Below are 26,437 nucleotides of genomic sequence, written 5' to 3'. Positions count from 1 at the left end.
CCGGTCCGCGTGAAGTGCCGTTCGGCGCGCGGGGGTGCTACGCGAAGTCGTACGTGGTGAAGTCGGCGAGGGGGCGGAAGCCGATGCGGCGGTAGAGGCGGTTGCTGGTGGGGTTGGCCGCGTCCGCGAACAGGACGACGTCGGTCGCGCCCGCGGACAGTGCGGCGCGGCTGACCGCGACCGTCACGGCGGCCGCGTAGCCGTGGCCGCGCAGGCGGAGGGGGGTGTAGACGGGGTCCACGCGGATCTGGCCGGCGACCAGGGGCGTCCGGCCGGCCATGGCGACGGGGGCACCGTCCGGGGTCTCCCAGAAGGTGTACCGCTTGCCGGCGAAACGTGTGGCGGCCCAACCGGCGGCGTCCACGGTGGTCGCCTCACCGACGGCGTCGACGAACTCGCCGCACCAGCGCACGACGTGCTCGTGGTCCCGGTCACCCGCCTCTCAGGCCCGGCCCGCGGGGAGCGGGTGCGGAGGGGTGAGCGAGGCGAGGCGGTACAGGTGGAGCCGGCTGAGGGGTGTCGGTGTCGCACCGGTGTGCCGCCGCCAGGCTTCGGTGAAGGCGGTGGCGGTGTCGTGGTCCGCGCTGACGCCGGTGAGGACCCGGCCGGTTCCGGCCAGGTGGGCGGCGAGGGCGTCGGCTTGCTCGGGGGTGAGCGGGGTGAGGTTCAGCCGGCGGAGGAGGTGGAAGACCGCACGGCCCTCGCCCGCGCGCTCCAGCCACCCGAAGGCGGGTGCCTCGCCACCGAAGGCGGCCGCTCCGCGGGTTCGCAGCGTCTCCATGACGGTCAGCGGAATCGTGTGCAGGGCGGGGCGCGAGCGCAGGAAGTCCCCTGCGTGGCGGAGGAGTTCGTCGATGTCGTCGGTGAGGTGCCACTCGTCCGGACCCATGGTCCAGGGTCCCCCGTGGACGGTTTCGCGTGCAAGGTCCCGCCCGCACGGCCCCCGATGCACGGCCGCGCGTTCGGTGGTGGGCGCCCGCGCTGGGGCGGGCGCCCGGGGGGAGGGGGTCAGGCGGGCGGGGTGGACGCGCGGCCGAGGTGGCGCACGAAGAAGCGGACCGCGCTGTCGGCCTCGAACCGCGGCAGCTCCTTGTGCCTGCCGGAGTTGACGTGCAGCGTCTTGTGCTGCGAGCCGAAGGCATCGAACAACGCGAGGGCGGACGCGCGCGGGATGTGCTCGTCGTCCCACTGCATCGCGAACTCGATCGGTACGGTGATCCGCCGCGCCGGGTCGGCCAGGGCGTCGGGCCAGTGCAGCCCGAAGACCGCGGCGGTGATCCTGGGGTCGGTGGCCGTGAGGGGCACGCCGATCGCGGTGCCCATGTTCAGGCCGAAGTAGCCGACCGGCCCTTCCTCCCCGATCTCGGGAAGCGTCTGGAGCGCGTCCAGGGTCGCCCGCCATTCGGGCACGGCGCGTTCGGCCAGGTGGGCGTTGTAGCGGACGACGATCGGGCCCTCGGGCTCACCGGCCGCCCTCGCCCGGTACAGCTCGGCGATCTCCCGCTCGTCGTGCGCCGTACGCGGCCGGTCGCCGTGACCGGGCGCGTCGATGACGGCGACGTGGAAGCCGCCCTCCGCCACGAGGCGCAGCGCACGCCCCGACATCGCCGGTGACTTCTTGTGGTTGCCGCCGCCGTGCCCCATCAGGACCAGCGGCGCGCGTCCGGCGCCGGATGGCGGCGACCAGAGCACGCCGGGCACCCCGCCCACGGCGAAGTCCCGCTCCACCATGCCGTTCGACGACGACTCGGCGGTGAACTGCATTGCATACATAGGGTGTTGCCCTTCGAGAGTGCCTTGGGTTCGAGGCGCTCCCGGCGACACCTACGTCAATCGCCCGACCGTGACGAGCGGAGGGAGCACCCACGCGGATACAGCGTTCACGGGTCTCACCTCCTCGGCCGATGTCACGGTGCCCGGACGCTAACAGCCCTCGCGCGGCCTCGGCCACTCTGTTTCCGGGCCCGCGGAGCCGGGCGTCACCACAAGGTGGGGTCCTGTCGCGGGCCGGGGCCGCCGGGGAGGCCGGGGGGCACCGCGACGGCGACCAGGGCGGGCCAGGTCGGGTAGCGCCCGGCGAGCGCGAGGAGCAACCGGGCCGCCGCGTAGGCGTCGTAGGTCGCGCGGTGGCGCTGCGCGGGGGCGGCCGTAAGGTCGAGGTGGAGATGGTCGATCAGGTGGTCGAGGGTGTACGACGGCAGGCCGGGCAGGGTGGTCCGGGCCAGCCGCAGCGTGTCGATGACGCCGTCGGGCGTCCAGCCGGGCAGGTGCGCGGACAGGGCGCGGTGGTCGACGTGGGCGTTGTGCGCGGCGATCCAGGCCGTGCCGAGCCGGCCCCGTACCTCTTCGGCGGCCCGGTCCCAGGCGGGGTGGCCGGCGAGGACGTCGTCGGTCAGGCCGTGCACCCGGGCGGCGCGCGGGGTCACGGGCCGGGGCGGGCGGATCAGCCACGCGCCGGCCGTGGCCGGGTCCGGCCGGCCGTCGCGGATCGGGAGGGCGGCGACCTCGACGAGGTCCGGCGGGGTGCGGCCGTTGCTCTCGACGTCGACGACGAGCAGCGGGGGCCAGGCGGTGAAGTCCATGCCGTGATCGTTCCACTACGGCGGGTCGCCGTCGGCCGGAGCCGCGCGCGTCACCGGAAGGGGGTGGGGGCCAACGGGCCAGCCGAGGTCAACCGGTCAACGGGTCAACCGGGTTCCCCGCAGCGGTCGTTGCTTCAACCGCTCCACCGGACTCCGCCGGGCTCCCGCGCCTCGGCCTCCAGCGGCCTCGCCGAACCCACCTCACAAGTCGAGCAGTTCCTCGTAGAACCCCCCGAACCCGCGCTCGCGGTCGACGAGATGGATCTCCAGAATCCAGTGCAGCAGCCGGCCCGCGTCGTCCGTGCGGCGCAGCGGCTTGCCGTTGGCGGGCACGATGTGGGAGTCGACGTCCGCGAAGTCGTCGTGTTCGGGCGGGAACGCTCCGACCAGGTGGCCGACGTGCCAGCCGCCGAGCTGCCACCCCGCGTCGGCCGCCAGCCGTTCGACGTCGGCGTAGAGCTGCCTGCCGGTGATCTCGGGGTCCGCCTCGAAGGCGTGCCGGCCCGCGGCGAACACCAGCGGCAGGTCGTCGCACAGGCGGCGCTTGACGGGGTCGTCGCCGAGGACGTAGGTCCGCCCGAAGTCGGCCTCGAACTCCTCGAAGATCGGCCCGAAGTCGGCGAACGCGATGTCGTCCGCGCCGATGATCCGGTCCGGCGGGTTCTCGCGGTACGGCAGGAGGGTGTTGGGCCCGGACCGTACGATCCGCTTGTGCCAGTAGTGCGTGGTGCCGAACATCTCGTTCGCCAGGTCGCGCACCCGGTCGCTGACCTCGCGTTCGCCCAGGCCGGGGGCGACCAGGTTGCGGGTCTCGATCTCGGCGAACAGCAGTGCCGCCTTGGCCTGCGCGTCCAACAGCCGCGCCGCGCGCGTGGATTCGACCGTCACGCCGCCCACCGTAGGAGCGCCGCCGGCGCCCCGGCAACCGGATTGGCCCGCGCAGGTGGTCCAGCCGTCGTGCGTCCTACCTCGGTGCCGGGTCGATCCCGAGCACGGAAGCGGATCAGGCCGTCGTCCACTCGATCGTCAGGCCACGGCCCTGGGCGCGGCCCGCCGCCGCTGCCGGCCCGCGCGTGGACGGGTCCAGCGGGTTCTCGCCGATCGCCGCGTGCGACGCCTCGTCCGGCTCGACGACCGCGACCTCGGCGCCGCCCGCGCGCAACTCGTCGACGGCCTGCGCCAGCGGCTTCTCGCTCGGCAGCAACTGGACGCTGCCCAGCGGGGAGAGCACCAGCACGCGGGAGGAACCGGCGGCGTAGTCGGCGTTGTCGTTGGAGCGGACCCCGCCGTCGACGTACCCGCGCCCGTCGATCGTCACGGGCGGCCACACGCCGGGCACGGCGCAGCTCGCCGCGACAGCGTCGACGAGGTCCACGCCCGACGTCCTGTCGAACACCCGCGGCTCCCCGCTCTCCGCGTCCACCGCGACGATCTTCATCGCGCGGGCGGGCCAGTCGTACGACGGCAGGCGGGACTCGATCACCGCGCGCCGCTCCGCCTCCGGCACGGTGGTGGCGCCCCGGGCGAACGCGCCCACCGCGCGCCGGATCTGCTGCGCGGTCGTGGCTTCCCGCAGCACGGCCTCGATCTGCGCACCGAAGCCCGCCAGGTCCACCTCGACCATGATCTCGGCGGCCTGCAACCGCGGCTCGACCTGCCGGGCGTACAGCTCCGCCAGGCTCAGCCCGCTCCCGAGCTGCGCCGCGACGGTCGAGCCCGCGGAGGTCCCCACGATCAGGTCGGCCGCCGTGGCGTCCTGACCCGCCTCGGCCAGCCCCGCCAGCAAACCGGTCATCCACGCCACCCCGGCGACGCCTCCGCCGCCCAGCACCAACGCCTCAGCCACAGCCATCCCCAGCCATCCCCTCGTCGGTCCGATCGCTCCCCCGCACCCTAAGGCGCCGCGGTGACCTCTCCGTTGCCGGCCTCTCCGTTGCCCGCGCGTTCGCGGCCGGCGCGTACCTGACCGGCGCACGCGCCCGCGGTGTGTGGGGCCGGGCCGCCACGGTCGGGTGATGTTTCGGCGCGGCGGTCCGGACACGGAGTGTTACCGCCCAACTGCGCATGGCGATCGCTACGTTGGGTGCATCGGGTCCTCCGGCCGCCTCCCTGACAGGTGCGGCCGGAGGGGCCGGCCTGGTGCGCGACCGGTCGTCTGCCGGCTCGACGAAGCACCGTTCCGCCATGGCGCGACGTCGCCGACACGGCCGGCAGGTGCGCCGGCCCTCGCAGGTAAGGAGAAAACCGTGATCTCGAAAGTCAAGAAGGTGGCGCGGTCCCTGGCTCTCGCGCTCGCCGCGGCCGCCACGCTCACCCTGGGCGTGCCCAGCGGCAACGCCTTCGCCATCAACCATGTCGAGTGCGTCGGCGGGGAGAACTTCCTGAAGATCTACTCGCACCTCAACGGGCAGCAGAGCGTGGACTGCTACGCGAACGCCGGGCGGACCAACTTCGGCGGGTGGTGGGTCGACCGGATCGTCACGGGCAACAACGACCTGATCTACTACGACGCCAACGGCGACTCGGTGAGGATCGATCGCTGGCACGACATCACGTTCCCGAACAACCCCCCGAAGGTCGCCTCCATCCAGATCCTCTGACGCGATCCTCCGACGCGACGATCTCCCCCGCGGTCCGACACGTCGGCGTCGGACCGCGGAACTGCCGTCCACGCGGGCACCTCTCATCCGCGGTCCGATCCCCGCTCGGGTTCCCGGCTCGGCTTCCCGGATCGGGTCCCCCGGTCGATTTCCGGCCAGGTTGATGACGTCTTTACCCGGTGATGACCATTCACATCACTTCCCACTAGGGTCACTTCAGTTCCACAGCCCGGTGCCGCACGGTCGTCGTGCGGCGCTTCATCGACCCGTCGATTGGACTGGTGTGAAGTGACCCTCAAGTATCGCCATCTGCTCGGCCGTTCCCTGGCGACGGCACTCCGGAGCCGGCTCGCCGCCGCGGTGGGGGTGGTCGCGCTGCTGGCGGCCGTCCTCACCGGCACCGCCGCCGGCACGGCCAGTGCGGCGCCCCGGACGCCCCAGGCGGCACCGGTCGCCGCCGCCCCCTCCGCCTCGACCCCCGAAGCCGCCACTCCGACGGACGTCACTCCGGCGGACGCCGGATGGGTCTGCCCCGGCACGCCCATACCGGATGGCTACGTGATCACCAGCCGCGCGGCCAACGGGTGCAACGGCGCCGGCGCCTGGTACATCCAGCCGGTGCAGAACGGCATCTGGATCTGCGCCACTTCACCGATCCCCACCGGCTACGTCCTGACCATGCACACCGCCAACGGCTGCAACGCCAACATCGACACCTGGTTCCTGGAGCTGGCCCGCGACGGCCAGTACGTCTGCGCGGGCTCGCCGATCCCGACCGGCTACGTGCTCACCGGCCACATCAGCACCGGCTGCGGCAACATCGGCATCTGGTACCAGCAACTCGCCCGCGTCGGCGAGTACATCTGCCCCGGCGTACCCGTACCGCCCGGCTTCCGCACCGACGTCTTCAACGCGAGCATGTGCAGCGGCCTCGGGGGCTGGCTCCTCCTGAGCGCCTGACCCACCGAGCCCCACCGGAAGGCACCGCGCGCCCCCCGCGGTGCCTTCCTGCGTACGTACCCCGGGATGCGCCCCGCCTTCCCGGTGAACGCCCCCGCACGGGCCGGCGCGGACGTCAGCCGAGCCAGGCGTCGACGCCCTCGGTGGCCGCCGCGATCAACTCGGGCGGCGCGTCGCTGGTTTCGAGCGAGGCGCGGGCGATCGCGGCGAGCTGGTGGTCCGTGAGCCCGAGTGCCGTGCGGGCGGTCCGGTACTCGTCGGTGAGCGACGCCCCGAACATCAACGGGTCGTCCGTCCCCAGCGAGCACCGGACACCCGCTGCCAGCAGCCGGGGCAGCGGGTGCCGGGCCAGGTCGGGGACCAGACCCAGCACCCGGTTGGAGGTCAGGCAGACGTCCAGCGAGACGCCCCGCGCGGCCAGGAGTTCCAGCAGGGCGGGGTCCTCCACGGCGCGGATGCCGTGCGCGACGCGGGTCGCGCCGAGGCGGTCGACCGCCGCGCGGACGCTGTCGGGTCCGCGGAGTTCCCCGGCATGCGGTGCCGACGTCAGTCCTGCGGTACGGGCGATGGCGAACGCCTCCGCGAACTCCCCTGTGCCGCGGGCCCCTTCGTGACCGGTCAGCCCCAACGCGTGGACGCCGCGCCCCGCGTACCACGCGGCGAAGCGCGCAAGCCGCACGGCGGCCGCGGGGGTCGCGTGGCGGGACACCGCCAGGGTCAGCCCGAACCCGACGCCGCAGCGCGCGCCCGCCTGCCGGCCCGCGTCGAGGACCAGGTCCAGGACGTCCTCCGGCGCTCCGAAGTGCGCGTAGGAACGCGGGTCGAAGTGCGGCTGGACCCAGACGCCGCCGTCGGCCGCGGTGTCCTCCACCAGTTCGGTCACCACCCGCCGCAGGTTGGCGGGGCGGTCCGACGTCGCGTCGAAGGCCGCCGCCTAGACCTGCTGGAACCCCTCGAAGTCGGCGAACCCCCGCGGGTCGGGGGCCGCACGTCCGGCATCCGACGCGAGCTCCGCCAGCGTGGCCGGGCGCATGGCCGCCAGCAGGTGAAGGTGCAGTTCCGCCTTGGGCAGCGCCCTCGGGTCACGCCCCGACGCGACCATCCCGGCCCCGGTTCCGGTTCGGGTCCAAGTCCCGTCTCCGGGCTGCTCGTTCGCCACGGCGCGACGCCGCCTGTCCTGATGCATCGGCCATCCCCTCCTGACGGGAGGACAGTAGGGCCGTCGGGGCTCGTCAGGCCAGGTCACCGCCATGGTCGGGATCGCCTGGGAGCGTTCCTGCACCGCTCGGAGCGGAGCCGGCACCGGTCCCCACCGGCCGCACCGCGAACCGTTGCCCACACCCGCTCCACCGGCTGCCAAGGGCCCTTCCCGGCCGGCGCCCGGCCACCTTTGAGATCCGCGCGCCGCCAGAGCGTGCGATCGCCCGCGGTGGACGCCGGCGGACGTCAGCCCAGTACGCCGGCGAGGGTGCGGGCGAGGACGGTGTCGAAGCGGTCGCGGGGTTTGCCGTGGGGCGGGGAAGCCGCGAGCAGGGCGGTGATGCGGGGGTGGTCGCCCGCGGCGGCGACGTGGTGGAGGTAGGCGGCCTGGCGTGCGGCGCCGGTGTCCGCGGCAGCCATCTCGTTCTGTACGAACAACGCGGTCAGACCGCTGAGCAGGGCGAACGCCTCGAACTTGCGCGCGGGGCCGGCCGGGTGGTCGGCGAGTACGTCGAGCACGTGCTCCAGGAGGTCGATCCCGTGGGGGCCGAGCGTGGGACGGCTCATGACCATGGCGGGCAGCCACGGGTGGCGGCGCATGATCTGCCGGGCCTGGTGGCCGATGGCGAGCAGATCGGCCTTCCAGTCGCCGCTGGCCGCGGGCAGGTCGTACTCGCTCGCGGTGCTGTCGGTCATCAGGTCGAGCAGGTCGTCGCGGGTGGCCACGTAGCGGTAGAGCGAGGCGGCGCCGGTGCCCAGAACCGACGCGACGCGGCGCATGGAGACGGCGTCCAGGCCCTCGCGGTCGGCCAGTTCCACCGCGGCGGCGGTGATCTCGGCGCGGCTGCGCTCGGCCGGGCGTCCGACCGCCGCCTGCTCCGGCCGCATCCAGATCACCGGCTCGTTCCGCCCTGCCACCGTCATCGCCACCTCCCGCGTTGCCGCCAGCCTATCTATCGCATACGCTGTTCGCGAACGACGTTTGCGAATGGGAGGGACGCGATGACGCGCTATGCGCACAACGGCGAGATCCGGATCGCCTTCGAGGACCTGGGCGGTGCGGGCGGCGACCCGCTCCTGCTGGTCATGGGGCTGGGAACCTCACGGTTCTGGTGGCCGGACGGGCTGGTGGACGAACTGCTCGGCCGCGGCTTCCACGTCGTGGCCTACGACCAGCGCGACGCGGGCGAGTCCACCCACCTGCCGGACCGGCGCGCCGGCTCGCCGTTCAAGGCCCTGCTGCGCCGCGACGCCCCCGCCTACGGCGCCGAGGACCTCGCCGACGACGCGGTCGCCGTCCTCGACGCCCTCGGCTGGCAGAGCGCCCACCTCTTCGGCCACTCGATGGGCGGACTCGTGGCGCAGCGCACCGCGATCCGCCACCCGAAGCGCGTGCTGAGCCTGATCACGTCCTCGGCCGTCCCCAGCGACGCGAAGGGCCTGAACGTCCTGCGCTACGTGCGCCTGTCGCTCCTGCCCCGGTTCTCCCGGCTCCACCACCCCGACACCCCTCAGGGCAACCTGGACCTGGCCGTCGCCGTCGCCCGCCTGCTCGCCGCGCCCGACCGGCACATCGACGAGCACGACGTGCGCGAGTTCGTGGACAAGGAGGCGGCGCACCAGGTCACCAGCTTCCGCGACGCGAAGGCGCAGAGCCGCCAGATCGGCGCGAAGTGGCACGGCGGGCCGCTGGCCGGGATCACCGCGCCGACGCTGGTGCTGCACGGCGAACGCGACCCGCTGCTGCGTACGTCGGCCGCGCGCGCCATCGCCGCCGCGGTTCCCACCGCACGCCTGCGCGTCGTACCCGGCGTCGGCCACTTCCTCTTCCGCGCCGACTGGAGCACCTACGCCGACGAGCTGCGCACGCACGCCGATCTGGCCCCCGCGCAACCGCAGTTCACCGGCCCGGTGGAACCCTGACACCGCGGCCGGACATCCCTCAGCTACTGCTTCCGGGCCCAGGACGATCCCCCGCCGCGACCGGTTCCGGCACGACCTTGATGCCGGGGACGGGCGACGGCAGCAGCAACAAGCTGCCCGCCGCGCCGCAGACACCCGCGATCAGCAACGTCGGCCGCATGCCGATCCCCGTGGCCAGCCAGCCGCCGACCAGCGCGCCGAGCGGCCGGGAGCCGTAATTGATCGAGCTGTAGGCGCCGGCGATCCGGCTGCGCAGATGGTCGGGGGTCACGGCGGCCCTGAGCGAGTTGTTGCCGATGTCGAAGAACATCACGCCCAGTCCCGACAGGAACTCCGTCGCGCCGAGCAGCAGGAAGCTCTTCCCGTGCGCGCCGCCCGCCAGGACGAGCAGCACCAGCGGGCTCGGGTACAGCGCGGCTCCCAGCATGATCGTCCGGCCGAGGCCGAGGACCCCGATGGCCCTGCGCGCCAGGACCGCGCCGGCCAGGCCGCCGACCGCGCCCGCCCCGAGGGCGAGTCCGATCATGCCCGCCGGCAGGCCCAGCACGCGGTTGGCGAACAGGATGACGATCGCCTGCGCGGCGTACATGAAGAAGTTCATCGTGGTCGAGCAGGCGAGGCTTGCGCGCAGCACCGGGTGCCGGAAGATGAACCGGGCGCCGGCGGCCATCCGCGTGCGCAACGGCAGGTGGGAGTCCGAGGCGGGCGGCAGCCCCTTCGTCCTGATCCGGCCGATCATGGTCGCGGAGAACAGGAAGGAGACCGCGTCCACGGCCGCCGCGGCGGGCGCGGTGATCGCCTGGACGAGCGCGCCGCCCACCGCGGGCCCGACCACGTACGACAGCGAACGGCTCATGTTCAGCCTGCTGTTGGCCACCACGTAGCCGGTCCGCGGTATCAGCGTCACGAAGAACGCCGGGTACGCGACGTCGAACACCGTCTGCCCCACCCCGGTCACCGCGCCGACGACGTACAGCTGCCCGAGCCCGAGCGCGTGCGCCCCGTAGGCGATCGGCAGGCTCAACAGGGCGGCGGCGCGCGTCACATCGGCCGCGATCATCATCAGCCGCTTGTGGGGGCGCGAGTCGATCCAGGCGCCGACGACCGGCGCGACGGTGTTCGGCAGCCAGATCAGCGCCGTCAGCAGCGCGGCCTGCCGGGCGTTCGCGTGCAGCAGTGCCACCGCGATGAGCGGCAGCGCCAGCTCGCTGATCCGGTCGCCGAACTGCGAAACGGTCTGGCCCGACCAGAAGATGGCGAACCGGCGGTCGGTCCGCGCGCCCGCCCCGGCGGTGCCCGGTGCCGCCGGCGCTACCTGATGCACGGGGACCGCCCCGGATCGGCAGCCGCGCGGGCCGCCGACTGCCGTACGAGCGGCGGCCGGTGGTCCTTCATCGCTCCTCCTCCGCGGGGACGGGCGGCGAGACCGTGACGATCCGGGTGAACTGCACGTGCCGGCTGCCGGGCGGGCGGGTCGACTTGTCGTCGATGGGACGCTCGTCGACGTACCGCTGGAGCAGGTCCGCCATCCGCCCGGCCACGTCGGCGAGTTCGTCGGCGGTGAGGTAGACCCCGGTGTGGTCGATGCCGGTGTGCTCCCGCCAGTTCGGCTCCTCCGCGGGCCGCTGCCGCTGCCACGTGGCGAGCTGGTCGAGGGCGCGTTCGGCGAGGAGTTGTTCGAGGACGCTCACCGCGGCATCGCCCTCCGGCGTGAGTTCCGCACCGCGCCACGACTGCGAGGTCGACACCAGCCGCCACGGCCGCTCGCGGTTGTCCTTGCTCGGCGCGGGCTCCACGAAGTCGTACTTGGCCAGTTGACGGAGGTGGTGCGAGGTCAGGGCCTGGCTGATCCCGAGCCGACGCGCGGCCTCGGCCGCGGTCATCGGTCCCTCCCTGCCGAGCAGGGCTCGCAGTTCCAGCCGGACGGGGTGCGCCATCGCCCGGATCGCCAGCGGGTCGTCCAGGAACCGTGCGCGCCGCGGATCTCTCTCCAAGGACATGCTTGGAATATGGGCCGCGCCACCGGCAATGTCAAGCATGTGCTTGGAATGCGCTCGGCCCCACTCCCCCGAGCGGCAACGCCGATGTCCGCACGCCGCGCCCCGCGAGGGCCGGCCGCAGCCGCCGCGCACCGCTCAGAACGTCGTGAACGCGACCTTTCGCCCCGAGGCGTCCAGGGGCTGGGGGTCCACCGACCTGGCGCCCTTTCCGGGCCACGACGCCGGCTGGTACACGACCCAGTACCGGCCGTCCGGCAGGCCGTGCCCCTTCGGGAGCGGGTGGGTGGGGACGACCTCTTCGGTGGACACCCGCACTCCTACGGCCGCGTCGGGAACGGGTCCGTAGGAAGCGAAGGCGTTGCGCCCCGGCGCCTGGCCGCCGCCGTAGTACCCGCCGGAGTCCGAACCGTCGAAGCCGCACGCACCGTTCGCCCACGGCAACGTCGCGGAGTGGTCCGGCCCCCGGGAATCGTCAAGGCTCATACAGAAGCTGCCGTCCTGATCGGCGTCGATGTAGGCGTCCAGCTGCCAGTGCACACCGCCGGTGACGTACCTCTGCAGCACCGTGTAGTGATCGCCCACGCGATACGGCGAGTTCGGGTCGTGCCGCTGCCCGTCGCAGGCAGTGGCCATGACCATCGCCATGACGGCCACCGCCACCGTTGTTCGCGCCGAACGAGCCGACATGCGCAAGCCCCCCCAGGGCGTCGAGAAACCCCCGCGATCTTCACAGCTCTCTCACAGGGGCTACAAGGCGGCGCCGGTAAAGGTTGGGAAAACCCCGCCGGGCGGCGTCACCCCTGCGGGATCGGCTGGGTGAGGTTCACCGGGTTGCCGTCGGGGTCCCGGATGTGGGCGACGCGCTGTCCCCACGGCATGTCGTTGGGGCCGCCGCTGACCGAGCCGCCCAGCGCCACCACCCGGCCGAGCGTCTCGTCGACGTCGTCGACAGCGATGCTGAGCAGAATCCGCGGCGCCGCCCCGGTCTCCGCGTCGTCCTTGGCCACCAGCCCGAGGTCGGTGTCGCCGATGCGCAGGCCGAGGTAGAAGGCGGGGCCTTCCGCCGGCACCCGGAAGACCTCCTCGGCGCCGAACAACCGCGTGTAGAAGCCGAGCAGAACGTCCTGGGCGGCGGTCAGGATCACCGGCTGGATGGTGGACATGGCACTCCTGTCGAGAACGGTCGAGTCGTCGGGTGGACCGTCCGAGGACGGCGAACTCATCGGCAGGACCGGACCGCCGCTCGGCTGCTGCACGAAGGCGCGGCTCCACCCGCGACAGCGTCGTACGGCCCGGCGCTCAACTGAGCATCGCCCCGGGCGCGGACCGCCTGACCAGGAGGTCGGTGACCAGGGCGAGGGCGGGCCAGTCCAGGCGGCCGTGGCGCGCGACGGCGTACGCGCGCAGTTCGACGTCGGGAGCGGCGAGCGGGACGAGCCGCACCGCGGGGAGCGTGACCGTCCCGACGGGGAGCAGGCCCACACCGAGCCCGGCGGTGATCATGGCGCGCACGAGGTCGAGGCTGTCGGCCTGGTGGGTGATGCGCGGGGTGAAGCCCGCCATGGAGGCGAGGGTGCGGATGACGGTCTCGTCCGCGGTGTTGCGCGAGTTGACGATCCAGTCCTGCCCGGCGAACCGGGCGAAGACCTCCGCTGCCGTCCCTTCTCGGACGTCGGCGTGCGCGGGGACGCCCAGACCCCAGCGCGCGGTCCACAGGGCAGTGGCGCGCAGCACGGGGTCCTCGGCCGCGGGCGCCAGGTTGTAGTCGTAGGTCAGGGCCAGATCCGTCGCGTCCTCGGCCAGGAGCCGCAGCGCCTCGGCGGGTTCGTGTTCGCGGACCAGGACACGGAGGCGGGGATGGCTCGTGGCCAGGGCCGTGACGATGGGCAGCAGGTGGGCGCGGATGGCGGTGGCGAAACCCGCGACGCGCAGGGTGCCGGTGGGCTCCGCTCCCGGCGCGAGGTCGTGGTGCGCCGCCTCGACGGCGGAGAGGATCGTCACCGCGTGCTCGGCCAGCCGGCGTCCCGCGGGCGTCAACCGGACCAGGCGCCCGTGCGGTTCGGTCAGCGCGGTGCCCATGTCGTCGGCGAGGGCGGCGATCTGCTGCGAGACGGTCGAGGTGGTCGTGCCCAGGACGTCGGCCACCGCGCGCATGGACCCCAGCCGGGACAGCTCCACCAGCATCCGCAGTCGTCGTGTCTCCATCCCTGGATTGTCGCGGATCGGCGAACGGTTCATTCACGATCGGCACGTGGACACGAACGGTCCGGCCATCATGTACTCGGGTGCATGAGCCTGCCGAACCACCGCGCCACCGGTCCGCGGCTGTCCGCGTCCGCGACCGGGGCCCTGATGGCCGTGACCTCCATGTCCGCCGTCCAGCTCGGGCTCGCGCTGTCGGTTCCGCTGGTCGACCGGCTCGGCGCCCTGGGCACGACAGGGCTGCGTATGGCGTGGGCCGGTGTGCTCCTTCTGGTGCTGGTGCGGCCCCGCCCGCGCGACTTCACCGGCCGCGACCTGCGGGCGTGCACCGCGCTGGGCGCGGTCAGCGCGGGCATGATGATCTGCTTCATGCTCGCCGTGGCGCGGCTGCCGCTCGGCACGGCCAGCGCGCTGGAGTTCCTCGGCCCGCTGGCCGTGTCCCTCTACGGCTCCCTCCACGGCTCCCCCCAGGGTCCGAGCCGTGGCCGTATCCGCTGGGCGGCCATGGCGGCCCTCGGTGTCGTCGCCCTGACCGAACCCTGGCACGGGGGGATCGACGCGGCCGGCGCGGGTTTCGCCGTGGCCGCCGCGTCCTGCTGGGCGGCCTACATCCTGCTGACCCAGCGGGTGGGCGACTCCGTGACCGGCCTCGGCGGACTGGCCGTCTCCATGCCCGTCGCCGGCCTCGTCGGCCTCCTCGCCGCGGCGCCCTCCGACCTGGCACACGTCACGTGGAGGCTGCTCGCCGCGATGCTGGGGCTGGCCGCCCTGAGCGCCGCGTTGCCCTTCGCCCTCGAGTTCCTCGCCCTGCGCCGCCTCACGACCTCCGCCTTCGGCACCCTGATGAGCCTGGAGCCGGCCGTCGCGCTCCTCGCCGGGCTGCTGGTGCTCGGCCAGGTCCCCGCGCTCGCCTCCGCGGCGGGCGTCGCCCTCGTCGTGACCGCCGGCATCGGCGCCACCCGCACCGGCGTCCGCTCCTCCCCCGCGCCTCCCGAACCGCACCACGCCCTGACGCCCACCACAACCAGCTCGCCTTCGGGCTGAACCCCACCCCGTCGGCGCGGGGCGGTCAGCCTCCCGCGGTGAGGGACAGGTCGTCGCAGCTGGACCGGCCGGCCGAGGGCAGGTAGCAGAAGACGGTGGCGCTGGTGTCCCCCGCTCCCGTGGTGAACGGCGCGGACAGCCGGGTCCACCCGGTCGCGGTGGTGGACGCCGACACCTGGGCGCCGCCGTGGTTCTTGACGCCCAGCCAGGTGGGGGCGCCTGTGGTGCGTACCCAGCCGGTGTACCGGTAGGCGGTGTTCGGCTGGAGACCGGTGACGGTGTACTCGGCGGTCGCGGCGCCGCCGGAGGGGGCGTTCAGGGACAGGTCGTAGGCGCCGCCGTGCGCCGCCGGGTCCTGCGCGGCGGTGGCGCCGCGGGTGCTCCAGCCGTTGAGGTTGCCGGCTTCGAGGCCGCCGTCGGGCAGCAGGTTCGGCGCGCCGGCCGAGGGAGCCGCGGCGGAGGCGCCGATGTTGGGGGCGGCGGTGGGCGACACCGCGACCCCGAAGTAGTCCCGGCCGCCGTTGCCGCGGACGGCCGCGCCGATGCCGGCCACCGGGGAGCCGGCGCACAGCCGGTAGCCGGTGGCGCCGCGGATGCCGCCGGCGTCGCCGGGGTCGCAGAAGGCCGGATCGGCGGTGGTTCCGCCCGGGTCGGACGGGAGGCCGCCCAGGTTCACGAAGTCGTTGTGGTGGAAGGTGTAGCCGCCGGACCGCAGGTTGAACGAGGCGCTTCCGCTGCCTGACTTGACCACGATGTTGTTGCTGAAGGAGACCTCGCGCGGGGTGGTGTTGTTCTCGTTGACCACGGTCTGGCTGACTCCGGGGCCGATGTAGAGGGTGTTGTTGTACACCTGCATGCCGGACACCGCGCCCGAGCAGTTCTCGAAGCCGCGGTAGGAGTCGTCCTGGCTGATGTTGTAGCGGACGACGGCGTCGGACGTGCTTCCGTCGGCGTTGCAGAACAGCATGAAGCCGCCGTCGTTGTCGTGGCTGTAGTTGTACTGGTAGACCGTTCCCGCCGTCCCCTGGTCGACGTCGAAGGCCATGCCGTCGTTGGTGCTGGCCCCGCCGGACACGTCGTTGTACTGGAAGACGGTGCCGTCGGCGTCCCACGGCCAGATCCCGGCGTCGTATCCGGTGGGCTCCAGGTGGAAGCCGGCCAGGGTGTTGTACTGCACCAGGGAGTTGTCGGCGTCGATGACCACGATGCCGTCCCCGCCGATCCGGTGCAGGGTGTTGCCCTGGATCACCAGGCCCCTGGTCGGGTGGCGCGGCTCGGGCATGTCGGTCGGGTCGTTGACCGCGGCGTCGTTGCCCCAGGTGGACCATTCGGTGATGCCGCTGCGGTCGACGTCGTCGACGGTGTCGTCCTGGATCACCACGCCGTCGAACCAGGTGGGCGTGGTGGTCCCGTGCACCTCGAAGTCGATGCCGGCCGAACCGTCGGTGCCCTTGGTGGTGTCACCGCGTATGTCGTGGACGTACAGGTGGGACAGCAGGTAGTTCCGGGCCGCGCCGATGTCCTGGGCCACCACCTCGACGCCGCGCCGGTTGGTGCCCGGGGCGGCCTGGTCGGTGATCTCCAGGTTGGTGAGCTGGATGAACTGCTCGTTGTACAGGTAGACCGCGTTGGGGGCGCCGTCACCGTCGACAACGGCCCGCGCGGAGGACGTTCCGTAGTCGGAGATGGTGAACGGAACCGCGGCGCTGCCGGAGCCCTTCGGGGACAGGGTCCCGGTGCAGGTGGTGCCGCGCATGAGCCGCAGCGCCTCGCCGGCGTGGTAGGTGTGCGCGTTGGCATCGGTGAGCGAGTTCCACGGTCTGCTCAACGTGCCGTTCCCGTCCGTGGTCGCCGCGCAGTCGACGTAGTACGACCTACGGGTCGGGGCGATCACCGGGCGCAGTGCGGCGCCCGCGTGGGAGGAGCCGACCGGCAGCGCGGCCGCGGGAGGGTGAGGCGTGGTCGGCACAGTGGCGGCCGACGCTTGTGATGCCAGGACGATTGGGGTCGCCAGGGCGACGGTCAGGGCGCCGAGAATCGCCGCTGCTGCGCGTGCGGACATGCGCGTTCCTCCGATGGGGGGAGAACTCCCCCGGCGCTGGTGCGCCGGGGGCCTTGCCGGTTGAGAGGCCCTGCCGAGCGCCTGCTCCTCCCGCGGATCTACTCGATGGTCCACTGCTGCAACGCCGAACCCGTGTCGGGTTGTTGGGTCACCGGCGCACCGTTCGCGGTCGAGGCGGTGGTCAGCAGCAGGCCGCTGTTGACGCTGGTGAGGGTGTAGGCGCCGGAGAGGAGTTCGGTCACCCGCCAGTCCAGGTTGACGCTGCTGGGGCAGGGCCACTGGATCACGGTGGTGCCCGGCGTGGTGAAGCCCCCGTTGTCCGCGGCACATTGGCCCGAGGAGCCGTTGGTGAGGGTGTACGAGCCGTCGGGCAGCCGGGTGAAGGTCCAGCTCTGGTTCTGCCCTCCGGTCAGCGCCGAGGTGTCCAGCTGCGTCCCTTCGGCCTGCGAGGAGTCCGGGTCCTCCAGCGCCTGGCCGGACAGGCTGACGGTGTGGGTTCCGCTCAGGTCCGCGGCCCGCGGGTTGACGGTCCAGGCGAACCTGGTCGAGCCGCCGGCCCGGCCGGAGGAGGCGGTCACCGTGGCGGTGTAGGTGCCGGCGGTGGTCGGCGTGCCGGTGATCAGCCCGGTGGAGCTGATCGTCAGTCCGGCCGGCAGGCCGGACGCCGCGTACCTGAGCTTCCGGCCCGCCGAGTCGGTCGCTGCGACCTGCACCGAGGTGGCGGTGCCGACCGTGGCGGTCTGCGCGCCGGGGGTGTAGACGCTGACCTGCTCCGGACCCGGAACCGGCCCGGCTTCGGTCAGCGACAGGGTCTGCTCGGCGGCGGACCGGCTGCCGCCGACAGCGTCACCGGTGCGGTCGGTCCAACTGCGGGTCGGGGTGGTCTCGGCGAGCCGGCCGGGCTGCGCGGACATGCCCAGCACCAGCTCGCTGTACCGGTTGACCAGCCGGTAGGTCCCGGTGGGCTTGCCGGTGCGGGGGTCGGTGCCGGCCACGACGAACCACTCCTGGCCGACGGTGGGACCGCTCCTGCCGACCGTGGTGACGGTGGGCCCGGTGCCCCAGGCCCGGCTCGCGGTCGAGCGGGAGTCGACGCCCAGCGCCTGGCGGGTGGCGGCGTTCACGATCTGGTACGAGCCGTCGCCGTTGCTGACGAAGGACCAGTCCGCCCGCTCGGAACGGCGTCCCGCGGTCAGCGAGGTGGTGGCCGAACCGCCGGAGACCTGCGCGAGCACCCGGCCGGTGCCGCTGCTGATGCGGTAGCTCTCGGCCGGGTCGACCGGAGGGGCGGCGGGAGCGCTGGAGTCGATCGTCTCGTTGGCGTACTCACCGTCGGAGTGGGAGCAGGCGATGGCGCAGTACGACCGGAAGGACTTGCCGACGATGGTGGAACTGGTGTTGTTGGCGCTGTCGAGGAACCAGCGGTACCAGGAGCCGGACGTGTAACCGCCGGAGTCGCCGATCAGGTGCCACTTCTGCGTGGCCAGGTTGTCGGTCGCGTAGTACTTCTGCGGCTGGGTCGTTCCGGCGGCCACCGCGGGCTCGCCGATGTACAGGCCGAGGTAGGCGTCGTAGGTGATGTTCATGATGAACAGCGGTGACTGGTCGGGCAGTTCGCCGGCCGCTATCTGCTGGTCCACGGTCCCGGTGTTCTTCGGGTCGTAGTCGTCCGCCACCGGGGTGTAGCCGGTCGGGTCGGCCGCGGTGACCGGCTCCAGGTTGCTCTCCCTGCCCCCGACGCCGGGCTGCGACCAGGAGCCGTCGAACCACTTCTCCCAGCTGCCGGTCGCCATCTTGCCGGAGATGGGTGCGCGCGCGACGTTCTCCAGGCCGCCCATGCTCCCGCCGACGCCGCCCTTGGGCACGATGCGCGAGCCGTAGTAGACGTAGAAGTAGCCCGACGCGGTGTCCACGTAGAACCGCTGGTCGCCGTCGCCGTAGTCGTAGGTCTGCTGGGGGAACGTGGCGGTGTCACCGCGGGTGGTGCGGTAAGGGGACGTGATGGCGTGGCCCTTGATGCTCCACACCTTCCCCTGGTCGGTGGAGACGGCGTAGTCGATGGAGTCGTAGTGCAGTCCGTCGCCGAAGGGCTGCGGGGTGAACTCGTTGTGCACCAGGCCGTACCAGTCGCCGGTGTCCGGGTCGACCCAGACCCCGAGCAGGTCGCAGTAGTTGGCCTGGGAGTAGCCGGAGCCGGTGGGAGCCGGCGTCGCTTCCCGGCCGGTGGGGCTGTTGTTGCAGCGCCAGGTCGTGTCGTTGTTGGCGTCCTTGGCGTCGGCCGGGTTCACCGCGGTGTCGAGCGTGTTGTCCGGGGTCGCGCTGTCGAAGTCGGTCCCGGTGTAGAAGCCCCATTCACGGGGGTCGGTCGCGCCGTACAGCGAGTGGGACGACTGGAAGTAGAACGTGCCGTTCTTGTCGATGTAGCCACTGGCAGGCGTGTCGTCCGCGTAGGCGTACGGCTTGGTCGAGCCGATGCTGACGGTGTACGAGGCGGCGGCCGGCGCCGGTGACGCCACGGCCGGCAGCACGGTGCCGACGGTGAGGAGCGAGGCGGTCGCGGCGACGGCCGCGAGCGCCCTTCGGAGGCGTGGCAAGGGTGGTCCCTTCTCTGGGGCCCCGCCCCGGCACCGGCAGGTGACCAAGCGGGCAGCCAGGGCGGGCAGGTTCGCTGCGTGCGGTACATGGGCAACCGGACACCGCGGCAGGAACGCTGCGAGCAGAGCCCTGGATGATCGGAACTGCTTGGACAATGGCAGTTCCGCGCAGGGCCGCTCACGCAGGGACAGCTTGGAGTCGGGTGCGGCGCCTGTCAAGACAGCCGTCAGGAGCGCGCCGGCCCCACGCGCGGCCAGGGCCAGGTGCGCGCCGGTCCCGGCCGTCCGCTCAACAGCGCCGCTGCTGCCTGCGGAAGACCGACGGCGCGACTCCCACCTGCCGGGTGAACACCCGGGTGAAGTAGGCGGGATCGGGATACCCGACCTCACGGGCGATGCGGGAGACCGGACTGTCGGTATCGGCCAGCAGCGCCTTCGCCCGGTCGATCCGACGCCGCATCAGGTAGACCGTCGGGGTGGAGCCGGTGGCCTCGCGGACCGCCACCGCGAGGCTGTCCCGGGAGACCGCCAGCTCCCTGGCGATCGAGCCGATCCGCACCGGCCCCTCGGCGTTGTCCAGCAGGCGCAGGGCGCGCAGGCCGAGGTCGCGCCGGAAGCGGCCCGGCTCGGCGGACTTCCGCCGGCCGGTGCCCACGGCGTTGATCAGCGCATGGAGCGAACTCGTGGCGGCCACATGGCCGCTGAGGGACTCCGGCCGGGCGAGCAGGTCCAGCAGCCGGACGCACTGGGCGAAGGTCTCCGCGGCGTCCGCCGGTTCGACGACCGGGCAGGCCGCGCCGAGATATCCCAGCTCGGCGTAGCTCCTGGCCGCCGGCCCCTCGAACAGAATCCAGTACTCGTTCCAGCCGCTCGCCGACGGGCCGTAGCGGTGGCGCACGCCGGCGGGCAGCCAGAGGAACGATCCGGGCCGCACCCGGTAGCGCCCGGGGTGGCCGTGCAGTTCGAGGGAGCCCGACCCCTGGTACACCAGGACCCCGGCGTGGCAGTTCAGGGCGCGTTCGACCCGGGAAGGGGGGTGGTCCAGAATCCGGCCGGCGCCGGTCACGGCGATTCCCAGCGCCCGCACCTCCTCCGGCGGCGTGCGGTAGTGCGCGACGGAATCCACCCGACCACTCCTGTCGACAATCGTCCAAGTCCTTGCCGCATCCGTGCATTCCCGCGAGGCAGGGTGCGCGTGGAGCATGTCGGCATGAGCACCGGACGCCTCGCCAGGGTCCGTTCGACCGCCCCACCTCCCACGGTCACCGTCCGGACAGCGGAGACCGTGGGCCCGGCCGGCCGGCACCCGCCCCTTCAAACCGACCGCGCCGCCCGTCCAGCCGGGGGTTCCCACAGGACAGCCGGGGGTTCCCACGGGCGGAATCCGACCCGCGAGCGAACAACGCCTCCTCCACATCCGGCCGGTGAGCTGTGGCTCCCTCCGAGCCGCCCTTGACAACTTAGCAGCCAAGCAACACGATCCCTGGGCAAGATCGGCTCGGCCGAGCCGGTGGTGACAGGACCGCGGCGTGGCCTCCCGCCCGGTTGCGGAGTGGAGGTGAGCCGGATGGGGACGCGGTACGTCCTGCGGGTCCAGGCGGACCCGGCCGACGAGCCGGCGGCGGTCGCCGCGCGGATGGTCGCGCTGGCCGAGCGGACCGGCGCCGACGAGCTCTGCGTCTTCCTGTTCGGCATGGAGTTCAACGACGGCAACGAGCCGCTCGACCGGATCGGCCACTGGCTCGACCGCACCCGGCCGTGGCGCGAGTCCCTGCGATCCGCCGGCATCGCGGTGAGCCTGAACCCCGGCCATACCCTCGGGCACTGCGACTGGGGGCGCCCGCGCCGCGACGACTGGCAGCCCATGGTCGACCAGCGCGGGACCGCCGCCGACGTGGTGGTCTGCCCGCTGGACCCGGGGTGGCGTGCCTACTTCGCCGAGACCCTGCGCCGCTACGTCTCCGAGGACCTCGACGCGGTCTGGATCGAGGACGACATCCGGCTGCACAACCACGAACCGCTGGACTGGGGCGGCTGCTTCTGCCCGCTGCACCTGGCCGAGTTCGCCCGGTCCTGCGGCACGCGGGCGACCCGCGACGAGGTGGTCGCGGCATGCACCGCACCCGGCCCGCCCCACCCGTGGCGCGAGCTGTGGCTGGACATGTGGGACCGCACCCAGCTCGAACTGGTCGGCACCTGGCGGAAGATCGCCGCCGATCACGGGGTCCGCCTCGGACTGATGTCCTCCACCCCCGAGGCGCACGCGGCCGAAGGACGGCGCCGGCCGGACTGGCTGCCCGGATTCGACCTGCACCGGCCGCACTTCTGGGGCTACTCCGACGCCGGCGCCGAGGCGCTGCCCACGTACGCGGCGCTGCTGGACGCCCAGCGCGCACAGCAACCGCCCGGCCTGGTCAGCTATCCGGAGATCGAGTGCTGGCCGTACGGGCAGTGGAACAAGTCCTACCGGCAGACCTTCGCCCAGATGGCCACCGCGCACATCCTCGGCTGCGACGGGCTGGCGATCAGCCTCTACGACTTCCTGACCAACCACCCCGACGACGACCCCGGGCGCGCCGCCTTCCTCTCCGAGGTCCGCCCGGCACTGGACTGGCTGGCCGACACCTTCGACACGTCGCTGCGCACCGTCGGGATCGGTGTGCCCTGGTCGCAGGAGACCGGCCGGGCCGCGCGAACCGGCGACGGCACGCACCACGACGGCGCGAAGGGCGACGGTACGAAGGGCAGCGGTGCGAAGGGCGACTGGCGCGCGCTGGCCGTACCGCACCGCGAATGGGCCGGCTGGCTCGGCGCGATCGGCCACGCCGTCACCCTGAGGGGCGACGCGCCGGTCAACGCGGTCGCGGGCGAGTCCGCGTGGGCGTACGACGACGCCACCGTGCGGGGCTGGCTCGCCGGCGGTCTGCTGCTCGACGGCACCGCGGCGCGCGTCCTCGCCGAACGCGGCTACGGGGAGCTGATCGGGCTGAACGGCGTGCGCCGGCTGGGCCCGACGGACCCGCTGCCGGTGCGCGAGGTGTGCGAGGACCCCGACTTCTCGCTGCGGGTGGGCGCGATGATCTCGGTCGACCCGCACATCAACGGCCACCCGCCGGTCGTGACCGGTGAACCCGTACCCGGCGCCCGGGTCGCGAGCCGGATCGTGGACGGCGCGGGCCGCCCGGTCGGCCCCGGTCTGGTGCTGCACCGCAACACGCTGGGCGGACGGGTCGCGGTCTGCCCCTGGCCTGCCACCACCGCGGTGCGGATGACCCCGCAGCGCGCGGCGCAACTGTCCGCCGCCGTCGACTGGCTCGGCGCGGGAACCCACGCCCGGGTGTCCGGCGGTCCCTGGCTCACGCCGCAGGTCCTCACCGACGGCACGCGCTGGCGGCTGGTGGTGTGGAACTCCGGGCCCGACGAGGTCGACGCCGTCACCGTACGGCTGCCGGCCGGCATGCCCGCACCGGCCGGCGGCGTACAGATCGACGCTCACGGCCGGCGCCGTCCGATCGGGTACGCCGCCGGCGCCCTCGACCTGCGCCGTCCGCTGGGCCAGTGGGAGTTCGCGGTCCTCACCGCGGAACGCCCCTGATCCGCGCCCCTGCCAGAACGCGCCGCACAGATCGTCCACGGTGGCAGCGGCGCGGCCGCTACGGCTACGGCCACGGCTACGGCTACGGCTACGGCTACAGCTACAGCTACAGCTACAGCTACAGCTACAGCTACAGCTACGGCTACGGCTACAGCTACAGCTACAGCTACAGCTACAGCTACGGCACGATCAATTCGCGGTGGGCCCGGCCCACGGTCCCATGTCCTGGAAATACGCGGATTCACCGGTGAACTTCGAAGAATCCCTGCACCGCCCCGTCTACGCGCATATCTTGGGGCTTGGGCGCCCACGTACCCGCCCCTCCGGGCCGGACGCGCCGTCATGTCCCTTGCAGGTGAAGGAGAACCACGGTGTCGCGCCCTTCGGAGGCCACGCAGCCTCACTCCATACGTACGCGTGCCGACGTCACGGCGGCGAAATCCCGGCTCCGGCTACGCAGGAGCGTCGTGCCGATCGGAGTGGCCGGCGCCGTCGTGCTGGCCGGTATCGCGGTGCACTCGGCGTCCGCCACGCCGTCCTCCGACGCCGTGATCGCCGAAGTGTACGGAGGCGGCGGCAACTCCGGCGCCACGTACACCAACGACTTCATCGAGCTGGCCAACGCCGGTGCGTCGACGCTGGATCTGAGTGGCTACAGCGTGCAGTACCTGCGCGGAACGCCGACCGCGACCTCCACATGGCGCGCCACACCGCTGACCGGCACGCTCGTCGGGGGCGCCCGGTACCTGGTGCAGGAGTGGGCCAACACCGGCGGCTCCCTTCCGCTCCCGACCCCCGACGCCGCCGGCACCATCAACCTGTCCGCCACGGACGGGACCGTCGCGCTGGTCTCGGGCACCTCTCCGCTCACCTGCCTGACGGCCGCCGCCTGTGCCGCCGACCCGCGGGTCAAGGACCTGGTGGGCTACGGCAACGCTGTCGTGCACGAGGGCAGCGGCCCGGCCGTCGGGGCGAGCACCACCACATCCGTGGCCCGCGGCGTCCTGCTCGGCGACACCGATGACAACGCGGCCGACTTCACCCCGGCCCTCCCCACTCCCGAGAGCTCCACGGGCAACGGTGGCGGCACCGACGGTGGAACCGGTGGCGGCGACGACGGCGGGACCGTCGGCGTCACCGGCGGCGCCGACGACGGCGGCTCGGTGGGCGTCACCAGCGGCGGCAACGACGGCGGCGGCAACGCAGGTGTGACCGTCGGCGTGGACGAGGGCGCGATCAACGGCGCCACCTCCGGAGACGACGGCGGCACGGGCGGCATCACCAGCGGCGGAGACAACGGCGGAACCGTGGGCGTCACCGGCGGCGCCGACGACGGCGGAACCGTAGGCGTCACCGGCGGCGGCGCCGACGACGGCGGCTCGGTGGGCGTCACCAGCGGCGGCAACGACGGCGGCGGCAACGCAGGTGTGACCGTCGGCGTGGACGAGGGCGCGATCAACGGCGCCACCTCCGGAGACGACGGCGACACGGGAGGCAGCACCGGTGGCGCCGACGACGGCGGAACCGTGGGCGTCATCGGCGGCGCGGACGGCGGCGGCACCGGGGGCGCAACCGGCTGACGGGGCCGGACCCCCGTCGCTCTCCGCCCGCTGTCGCCCGGCTCGGCGCATGCTCCGCGAGCATCGACAGGGTGCGCCGCGCCATGGGAGGGCTGGTCACACGCCGTCTTCGACGCACTCCCCGGCGGGAGCGTCACCGGACGGACCCGGAGGTCGCCCTCTCCCGCCGGGGCGACCTCAAGGGTTGTCCGCCCGGTTCCAGGGCCGCCCCCGTGCCTGGGCCGCCGGTCTTCCGGCGGCGGTAACGGGCGACCCTTCGTACCCTCGACAAAGGCCCGCAGATCCTCGGTACGTACGTACATACATACGGAATGCGGATTCCCCTTTGGAGGGGTGATGGCGGTTCGGCACCGACTGATTGAGCGCTCCCCGTGGCAGGTGTGGGCCCCGAGACTCCGGTCAGGGGCCCTTGCCTCGCCTCGTCGACCGCCCACCCGGGCGACGGGGTCCACGGCGCCGCTCCCGGTGCCAACGCCTCCCGCGCCGCTCCGCGGGCCCCACCACCCGAATCATGAGCGGCGCCGCCCCACGCGTACTGCGACCGGCCCGCTCCTCCCCGCAATGAACCAGGGCCGGCCCGCCGGCTCAGCACTCGCGCCGGGCAGGCCGGCGCCGCCTTCGTCGTAGCCTAGTCAGGAACGGCGCTGTCCTAGCCTCCCGCGAAGGGGGAAACCGTGGACACGGACCGAGAAGCCGGTGGGCGGGCCATGCTCGCCGACCTGCTGGACGCCAGCCACCTCATGCCGCTCGACGCGGTCGCGGACAAGGCGAGCGAGTTCGCCCGGGCCGCCGGCTTCACCGACGTGCTCATCTACGTGGCTGACGTCACCCGATATCAGCTGCACCTGCTGGCCGGAAAGGACGGTGCCCCGCCGGGGAGCGACACGGACATCCGGATCGAGGGCACCGCTGCCGGCCGGGCGTACCAGTACGGGCGCTCGATGTCCGCCGTCCCGCACGAAGCGGCACAGACGGAATGGTGGCTCCCACTGGTGGACGGCACCGAACGCCTGGGGGCGCTGCGCGTGCGTTCCGCCTACGACGACGACCGGGCCCGTGAGGACGCCGACCGTCTCGCGGCACTGCTCGCCCTGCTGATCGTCGCCAAGCGCACCTCCAGCGACACCCTGGCCCGGCTGACCCGGACGGAGCCGATGACCATCGCGGCGGAGATGGCGTGGAACCTGATGCCGCCGAGCACGTACGCCGACGGACGCGTCGTGATCTCCGCGGCGCTGGAGCCGGCCTACCGGATCAGCGGAGACGTGTACGAGTACGCGCTCGACGGTCCCCTGGTGCATCTGACCCTCTTCGACGCGATGGGGCACGACACGGCCGCAGGGCTGTGCGGGGCGCTGGCGCTGGGCGCCTGCCGCAACTCCCGCCGCCAGGGGGCCGGGCTCGTCGCCAAGGGCGAGGCGGTGGAAGCCGCGCTCGTCGATCAGTACGAGCACCGTCGGTACGTGACCGGAATCCTCGCCACCCTCGACACCCGGACCGGTGTGCTGAGCTGGATCAACCGCGGCCACCATCCGCCGATCCTCATCCGGGGCAGCCGCTGGAGCAGCCATCTGCAGTGTCCCCCCGGGCATCCCATGGGCACCGAACTGGGACTGCCCACCACCGTCTGCCGCGAGCAACTGCAGGCGGGCGACCGGATCGTGCTCTACACCGACGGCATCACCGACGCCCACCGGCCCGGGGAGAGCGAGTTCGGCGTCGAACGCTTCACCGACTTCCTCATCCGCCGGCACGCCGACCAACTGCCGGTCCCGGAAACCCTGCGCCGCCTCATCCAGGCCGTCATGGACTACCACGACGGAGACCTCCAGGACGACGCCACCGTGTTCATGTGCGAGTGGCTCGGCCCCAGCGTGGACGACACCGCACCGGCGGCAGCCCTGACCGGCCTGTCGCTCACCGAGCAGCCGCCGGCCCGCCCGCCTGACGGGCGCGGCCGATCCGAGGTCTGAGAGCGTCCGATCTCCGGTCCCCCGCCCCGCTCCCGCCCCCGCCCCCGCCCATCAGCATGACAAGGACCATTCCGAGCCTGGCGAGCCCAAGCCCGTCGGCGGACGCGAGTCGACCCCCGACC

Annotated in this window: 22 protein-coding genes and 1 pseudogene; 7 read left to right on the top strand and 16 right to left on the bottom strand. The window is 72.9% G+C overall.

All coding sequences use genetic code 11. The features are described 5' to 3' along the window. Nucleotides 1-37 precede the first annotated feature (37 nt). The 5 genes and pseudogenes from ACIPAE_RS30575 to ACIPAE_RS30555 all read right to left on the bottom strand — a co-directional run bounded on the left by ACIPAE_RS30575 (nucleotide 38) and on the right by ACIPAE_RS30555 (nucleotide 4,434). Nucleotides 38-889, bottom strand: a pseudogene (locus tag ACIPAE_RS30575) (GNAT family N-acetyltransferase). Between the two features lie 119 nt (nucleotides 890-1,008). Then, a complete protein-coding gene (locus ACIPAE_RS30570) occupies nucleotides 1,009-1,773 on the bottom strand; it encodes an alpha/beta hydrolase (RefSeq protein WP_402449596.1) in 765 nt (254 codons plus the stop codon). Between the two features lie 206 nt (nucleotides 1,774-1,979). Next, complete coding sequence (locus ACIPAE_RS30565) at nucleotides 1,980-2,582, bottom strand: exonuclease domain-containing protein (protein ID WP_402449594.1); 603 nt, start codon at nucleotides 2,580-2,582, stop codon at nucleotides 1,980-1,982. A 201-nt stretch (nucleotides 2,583-2,783) separates the two neighbouring features. Beyond that, a complete protein-coding gene (locus ACIPAE_RS30560) occupies nucleotides 2,784-3,470 on the bottom strand; it encodes a M24 family metallopeptidase (protein ID WP_402449592.1) in 687 nt (228 codons plus the stop codon). Between the two features lie 115 nt (nucleotides 3,471-3,585). Beyond that, complete coding sequence (locus tag ACIPAE_RS30555) at nucleotides 3,586-4,434, bottom strand: patatin-like phospholipase family protein (RefSeq protein WP_402449589.1); 849 nt, start codon at nucleotides 4,432-4,434, stop codon at nucleotides 3,586-3,588. A 394-nt stretch (nucleotides 4,435-4,828) separates the two neighbouring features. On the opposite strand from ACIPAE_RS30555, the gene ACIPAE_RS30550 reads away from it, so the two are divergent. Then, the gene (locus ACIPAE_RS30550) at nucleotides 4,829-5,182 is read left to right on the top strand and encodes a beta/gamma crystallin domain-containing protein (protein WP_329370932.1); all 354 of its coding nucleotides are present in this window, start codon (nucleotides 4,829-4,831) and stop codon (nucleotides 5,180-5,182) included. A gap of 288 nt (nucleotides 5,183-5,470) precedes the next feature. Further along, nucleotides 5,471-6,142 (top strand): hypothetical protein, encoded by a 672-nt coding sequence (locus ACIPAE_RS30545; protein WP_366410577.1) that lies wholly within the window; start codon nucleotides 5,471-5,473, stop codon nucleotides 6,140-6,142. A 115-nt stretch (nucleotides 6,143-6,257) separates the two neighbouring features. Here ACIPAE_RS30545 and ACIPAE_RS30540 read toward each other — a convergent pair whose 3' ends face one another. From ACIPAE_RS30540 to ACIPAE_RS30530, 3 genes are all read right to left on the bottom strand, one after another. Then, nucleotides 6,258-7,037 (bottom strand): adenosine deaminase, encoded by a 780-nt coding sequence (locus ACIPAE_RS30540; protein ID WP_402449740.1) that lies wholly within the window; start codon nucleotides 7,035-7,037, stop codon nucleotides 6,258-6,260. A gap of 39 nt (nucleotides 7,038-7,076) precedes the next feature. Further along, nucleotides 7,077-7,328: a hypothetical protein gene (locus ACIPAE_RS30535; protein WP_402449585.1), complete on the bottom strand. Its 252-nt coding sequence runs from the start codon at nucleotides 7,326-7,328 to the stop codon at nucleotides 7,077-7,079. 260 nt (nucleotides 7,329-7,588) lie between these two features. Beyond that, entirely contained in the window at nucleotides 7,589-8,266 is a 678-nt protein-coding gene (locus ACIPAE_RS30530) for a TetR/AcrR family transcriptional regulator (protein WP_402449583.1), read from the bottom strand. 78 nt (nucleotides 8,267-8,344) lie between these two features. On the opposite strand from ACIPAE_RS30530, the gene ACIPAE_RS30525 reads away from it, so the two are divergent. Continuing rightward, nucleotides 8,345-9,265 (top strand): alpha/beta fold hydrolase, encoded by a 921-nt coding sequence (locus ACIPAE_RS30525; protein WP_402449580.1) that lies wholly within the window; start codon nucleotides 8,345-8,347, stop codon nucleotides 9,263-9,265. 19 nt (nucleotides 9,266-9,284) lie between these two features. Here the strand turns inward: ACIPAE_RS30525 and ACIPAE_RS30520 are convergent, their stop codons facing one another. From ACIPAE_RS30520 to ACIPAE_RS30500, 5 genes are all read right to left on the bottom strand, one after another. Continuing rightward, nucleotides 9,285-10,589 carry an MFS transporter gene (locus ACIPAE_RS30520; protein ID WP_402449578.1) on the bottom strand — a complete coding sequence of 435 codons (1,305 nt, stop codon included), beginning with the start codon at nucleotides 10,587-10,589 and terminating at the stop codon, nucleotides 9,285-9,287. Nucleotides 10,590-10,656: 67 nt separating this feature from the next. Continuing rightward, a complete protein-coding gene (locus tag ACIPAE_RS30515; RefSeq protein WP_402449576.1) occupies nucleotides 10,657-11,265 on the bottom strand; it encodes an ArsR/SmtB family transcription factor in 609 nt (202 codons plus the stop codon). Nucleotides 11,266-11,400: 135 nt separating this feature from the next. Beyond that, nucleotides 11,401-11,952 carry a hypothetical protein gene (locus tag ACIPAE_RS30510; RefSeq protein WP_329370919.1) on the bottom strand — a complete coding sequence of 184 codons (552 nt, stop codon included), beginning with the start codon at nucleotides 11,950-11,952 and terminating at the stop codon, nucleotides 11,401-11,403. A gap of 107 nt (nucleotides 11,953-12,059) precedes the next feature. Beyond that, nucleotides 12,060-12,428 carry a VOC family protein gene (locus ACIPAE_RS30505; protein ID WP_329370916.1) on the bottom strand — a complete coding sequence of 123 codons (369 nt, stop codon included), beginning with the start codon at nucleotides 12,426-12,428 and terminating at the stop codon, nucleotides 12,060-12,062. A gap of 136 nt (nucleotides 12,429-12,564) precedes the next feature. Then, nucleotides 12,565-13,470 carry a LysR family transcriptional regulator gene (locus tag ACIPAE_RS30500; protein ID WP_402449573.1) on the bottom strand — a complete coding sequence of 302 codons (906 nt, stop codon included), beginning with the start codon at nucleotides 13,468-13,470 and terminating at the stop codon, nucleotides 12,565-12,567. A gap of 84 nt (nucleotides 13,471-13,554) precedes the next feature. Between ACIPAE_RS30500 and ACIPAE_RS30495 the strand changes: the two genes are divergently transcribed. After that, nucleotides 13,555-14,511: an EamA family transporter gene (locus tag ACIPAE_RS30495; protein ID WP_402449570.1), complete on the top strand. Its 957-nt coding sequence runs from the start codon at nucleotides 13,555-13,557 to the stop codon at nucleotides 14,509-14,511. A gap of 25 nt (nucleotides 14,512-14,536) precedes the next feature. Here ACIPAE_RS30495 and ACIPAE_RS30490 read toward each other — a convergent pair whose 3' ends face one another. The 3 genes from ACIPAE_RS30490 to ACIPAE_RS30480 all read right to left on the bottom strand — a co-directional run bounded on the left by ACIPAE_RS30490 (nucleotide 14,537) and on the right by ACIPAE_RS30480 (nucleotide 20,293). Beyond that, nucleotides 14,537-16,573 (bottom strand): carbohydrate binding domain-containing protein, encoded by a 2,037-nt coding sequence (locus tag ACIPAE_RS30490; RefSeq protein ID WP_402449568.1) that lies wholly within the window; start codon nucleotides 16,571-16,573, stop codon nucleotides 14,537-14,539. 98 nt (nucleotides 16,574-16,671) lie between these two features. Further along, a complete protein-coding gene (locus ACIPAE_RS30485) occupies nucleotides 16,672-19,167 on the bottom strand; it encodes an RICIN domain-containing protein (protein WP_402449566.1) in 2,496 nt (831 codons plus the stop codon). Between the two features lie 289 nt (nucleotides 19,168-19,456). Continuing rightward, complete coding sequence (locus ACIPAE_RS30480) at nucleotides 19,457-20,293, bottom strand: AraC family transcriptional regulator (RefSeq protein ID WP_329370906.1); 837 nt, start codon at nucleotides 20,291-20,293, stop codon at nucleotides 19,457-19,459. Nucleotides 20,294-20,734: 441 nt separating this feature from the next. Here ACIPAE_RS30480 and ACIPAE_RS30475 point away from each other — a divergent pair, with 441 nt between their 5' ends. The 3 genes from ACIPAE_RS30475 (at nucleotide 20,735) to ACIPAE_RS30465 (ending at nucleotide 26,315) form a co-directional block, all read left to right on the top strand. Next, nucleotides 20,735-22,762, top strand: coding sequence for a hypothetical protein (locus ACIPAE_RS30475; RefSeq protein WP_402449563.1), 2,028 nt, complete (start codon nucleotides 20,735-20,737; stop codon nucleotides 22,760-22,762). Between the two features lie 467 nt (nucleotides 22,763-23,229). Next, a complete protein-coding gene (locus ACIPAE_RS30470) occupies nucleotides 23,230-24,342 on the top strand; it encodes a lamin tail domain-containing protein (RefSeq protein WP_402449561.1) in 1,113 nt (370 codons plus the stop codon). A 707-nt stretch (nucleotides 24,343-25,049) separates the two neighbouring features. Continuing rightward, nucleotides 25,050-26,315: a PP2C family protein-serine/threonine phosphatase gene (locus ACIPAE_RS30465; RefSeq protein ID WP_402449738.1), complete on the top strand. Its 1,266-nt coding sequence runs from the start codon at nucleotides 25,050-25,052 to the stop codon at nucleotides 26,313-26,315. The last annotated feature ends 122 nt before the right edge of the window (nucleotides 26,316-26,437 follow it).

The organism is Streptomyces sp. NPDC087270 (assembly GCF_044744625.1).
In the GTDB taxonomy this organism is placed as follows: domain Bacteria; phylum Actinomycetota; class Actinomycetes; order Streptomycetales; family Streptomycetaceae; genus Actinacidiphila.
Note: the sequence above shows the minus strand (reverse complement) of the source record. Positions and strands in the feature narration are given on the sequence as shown.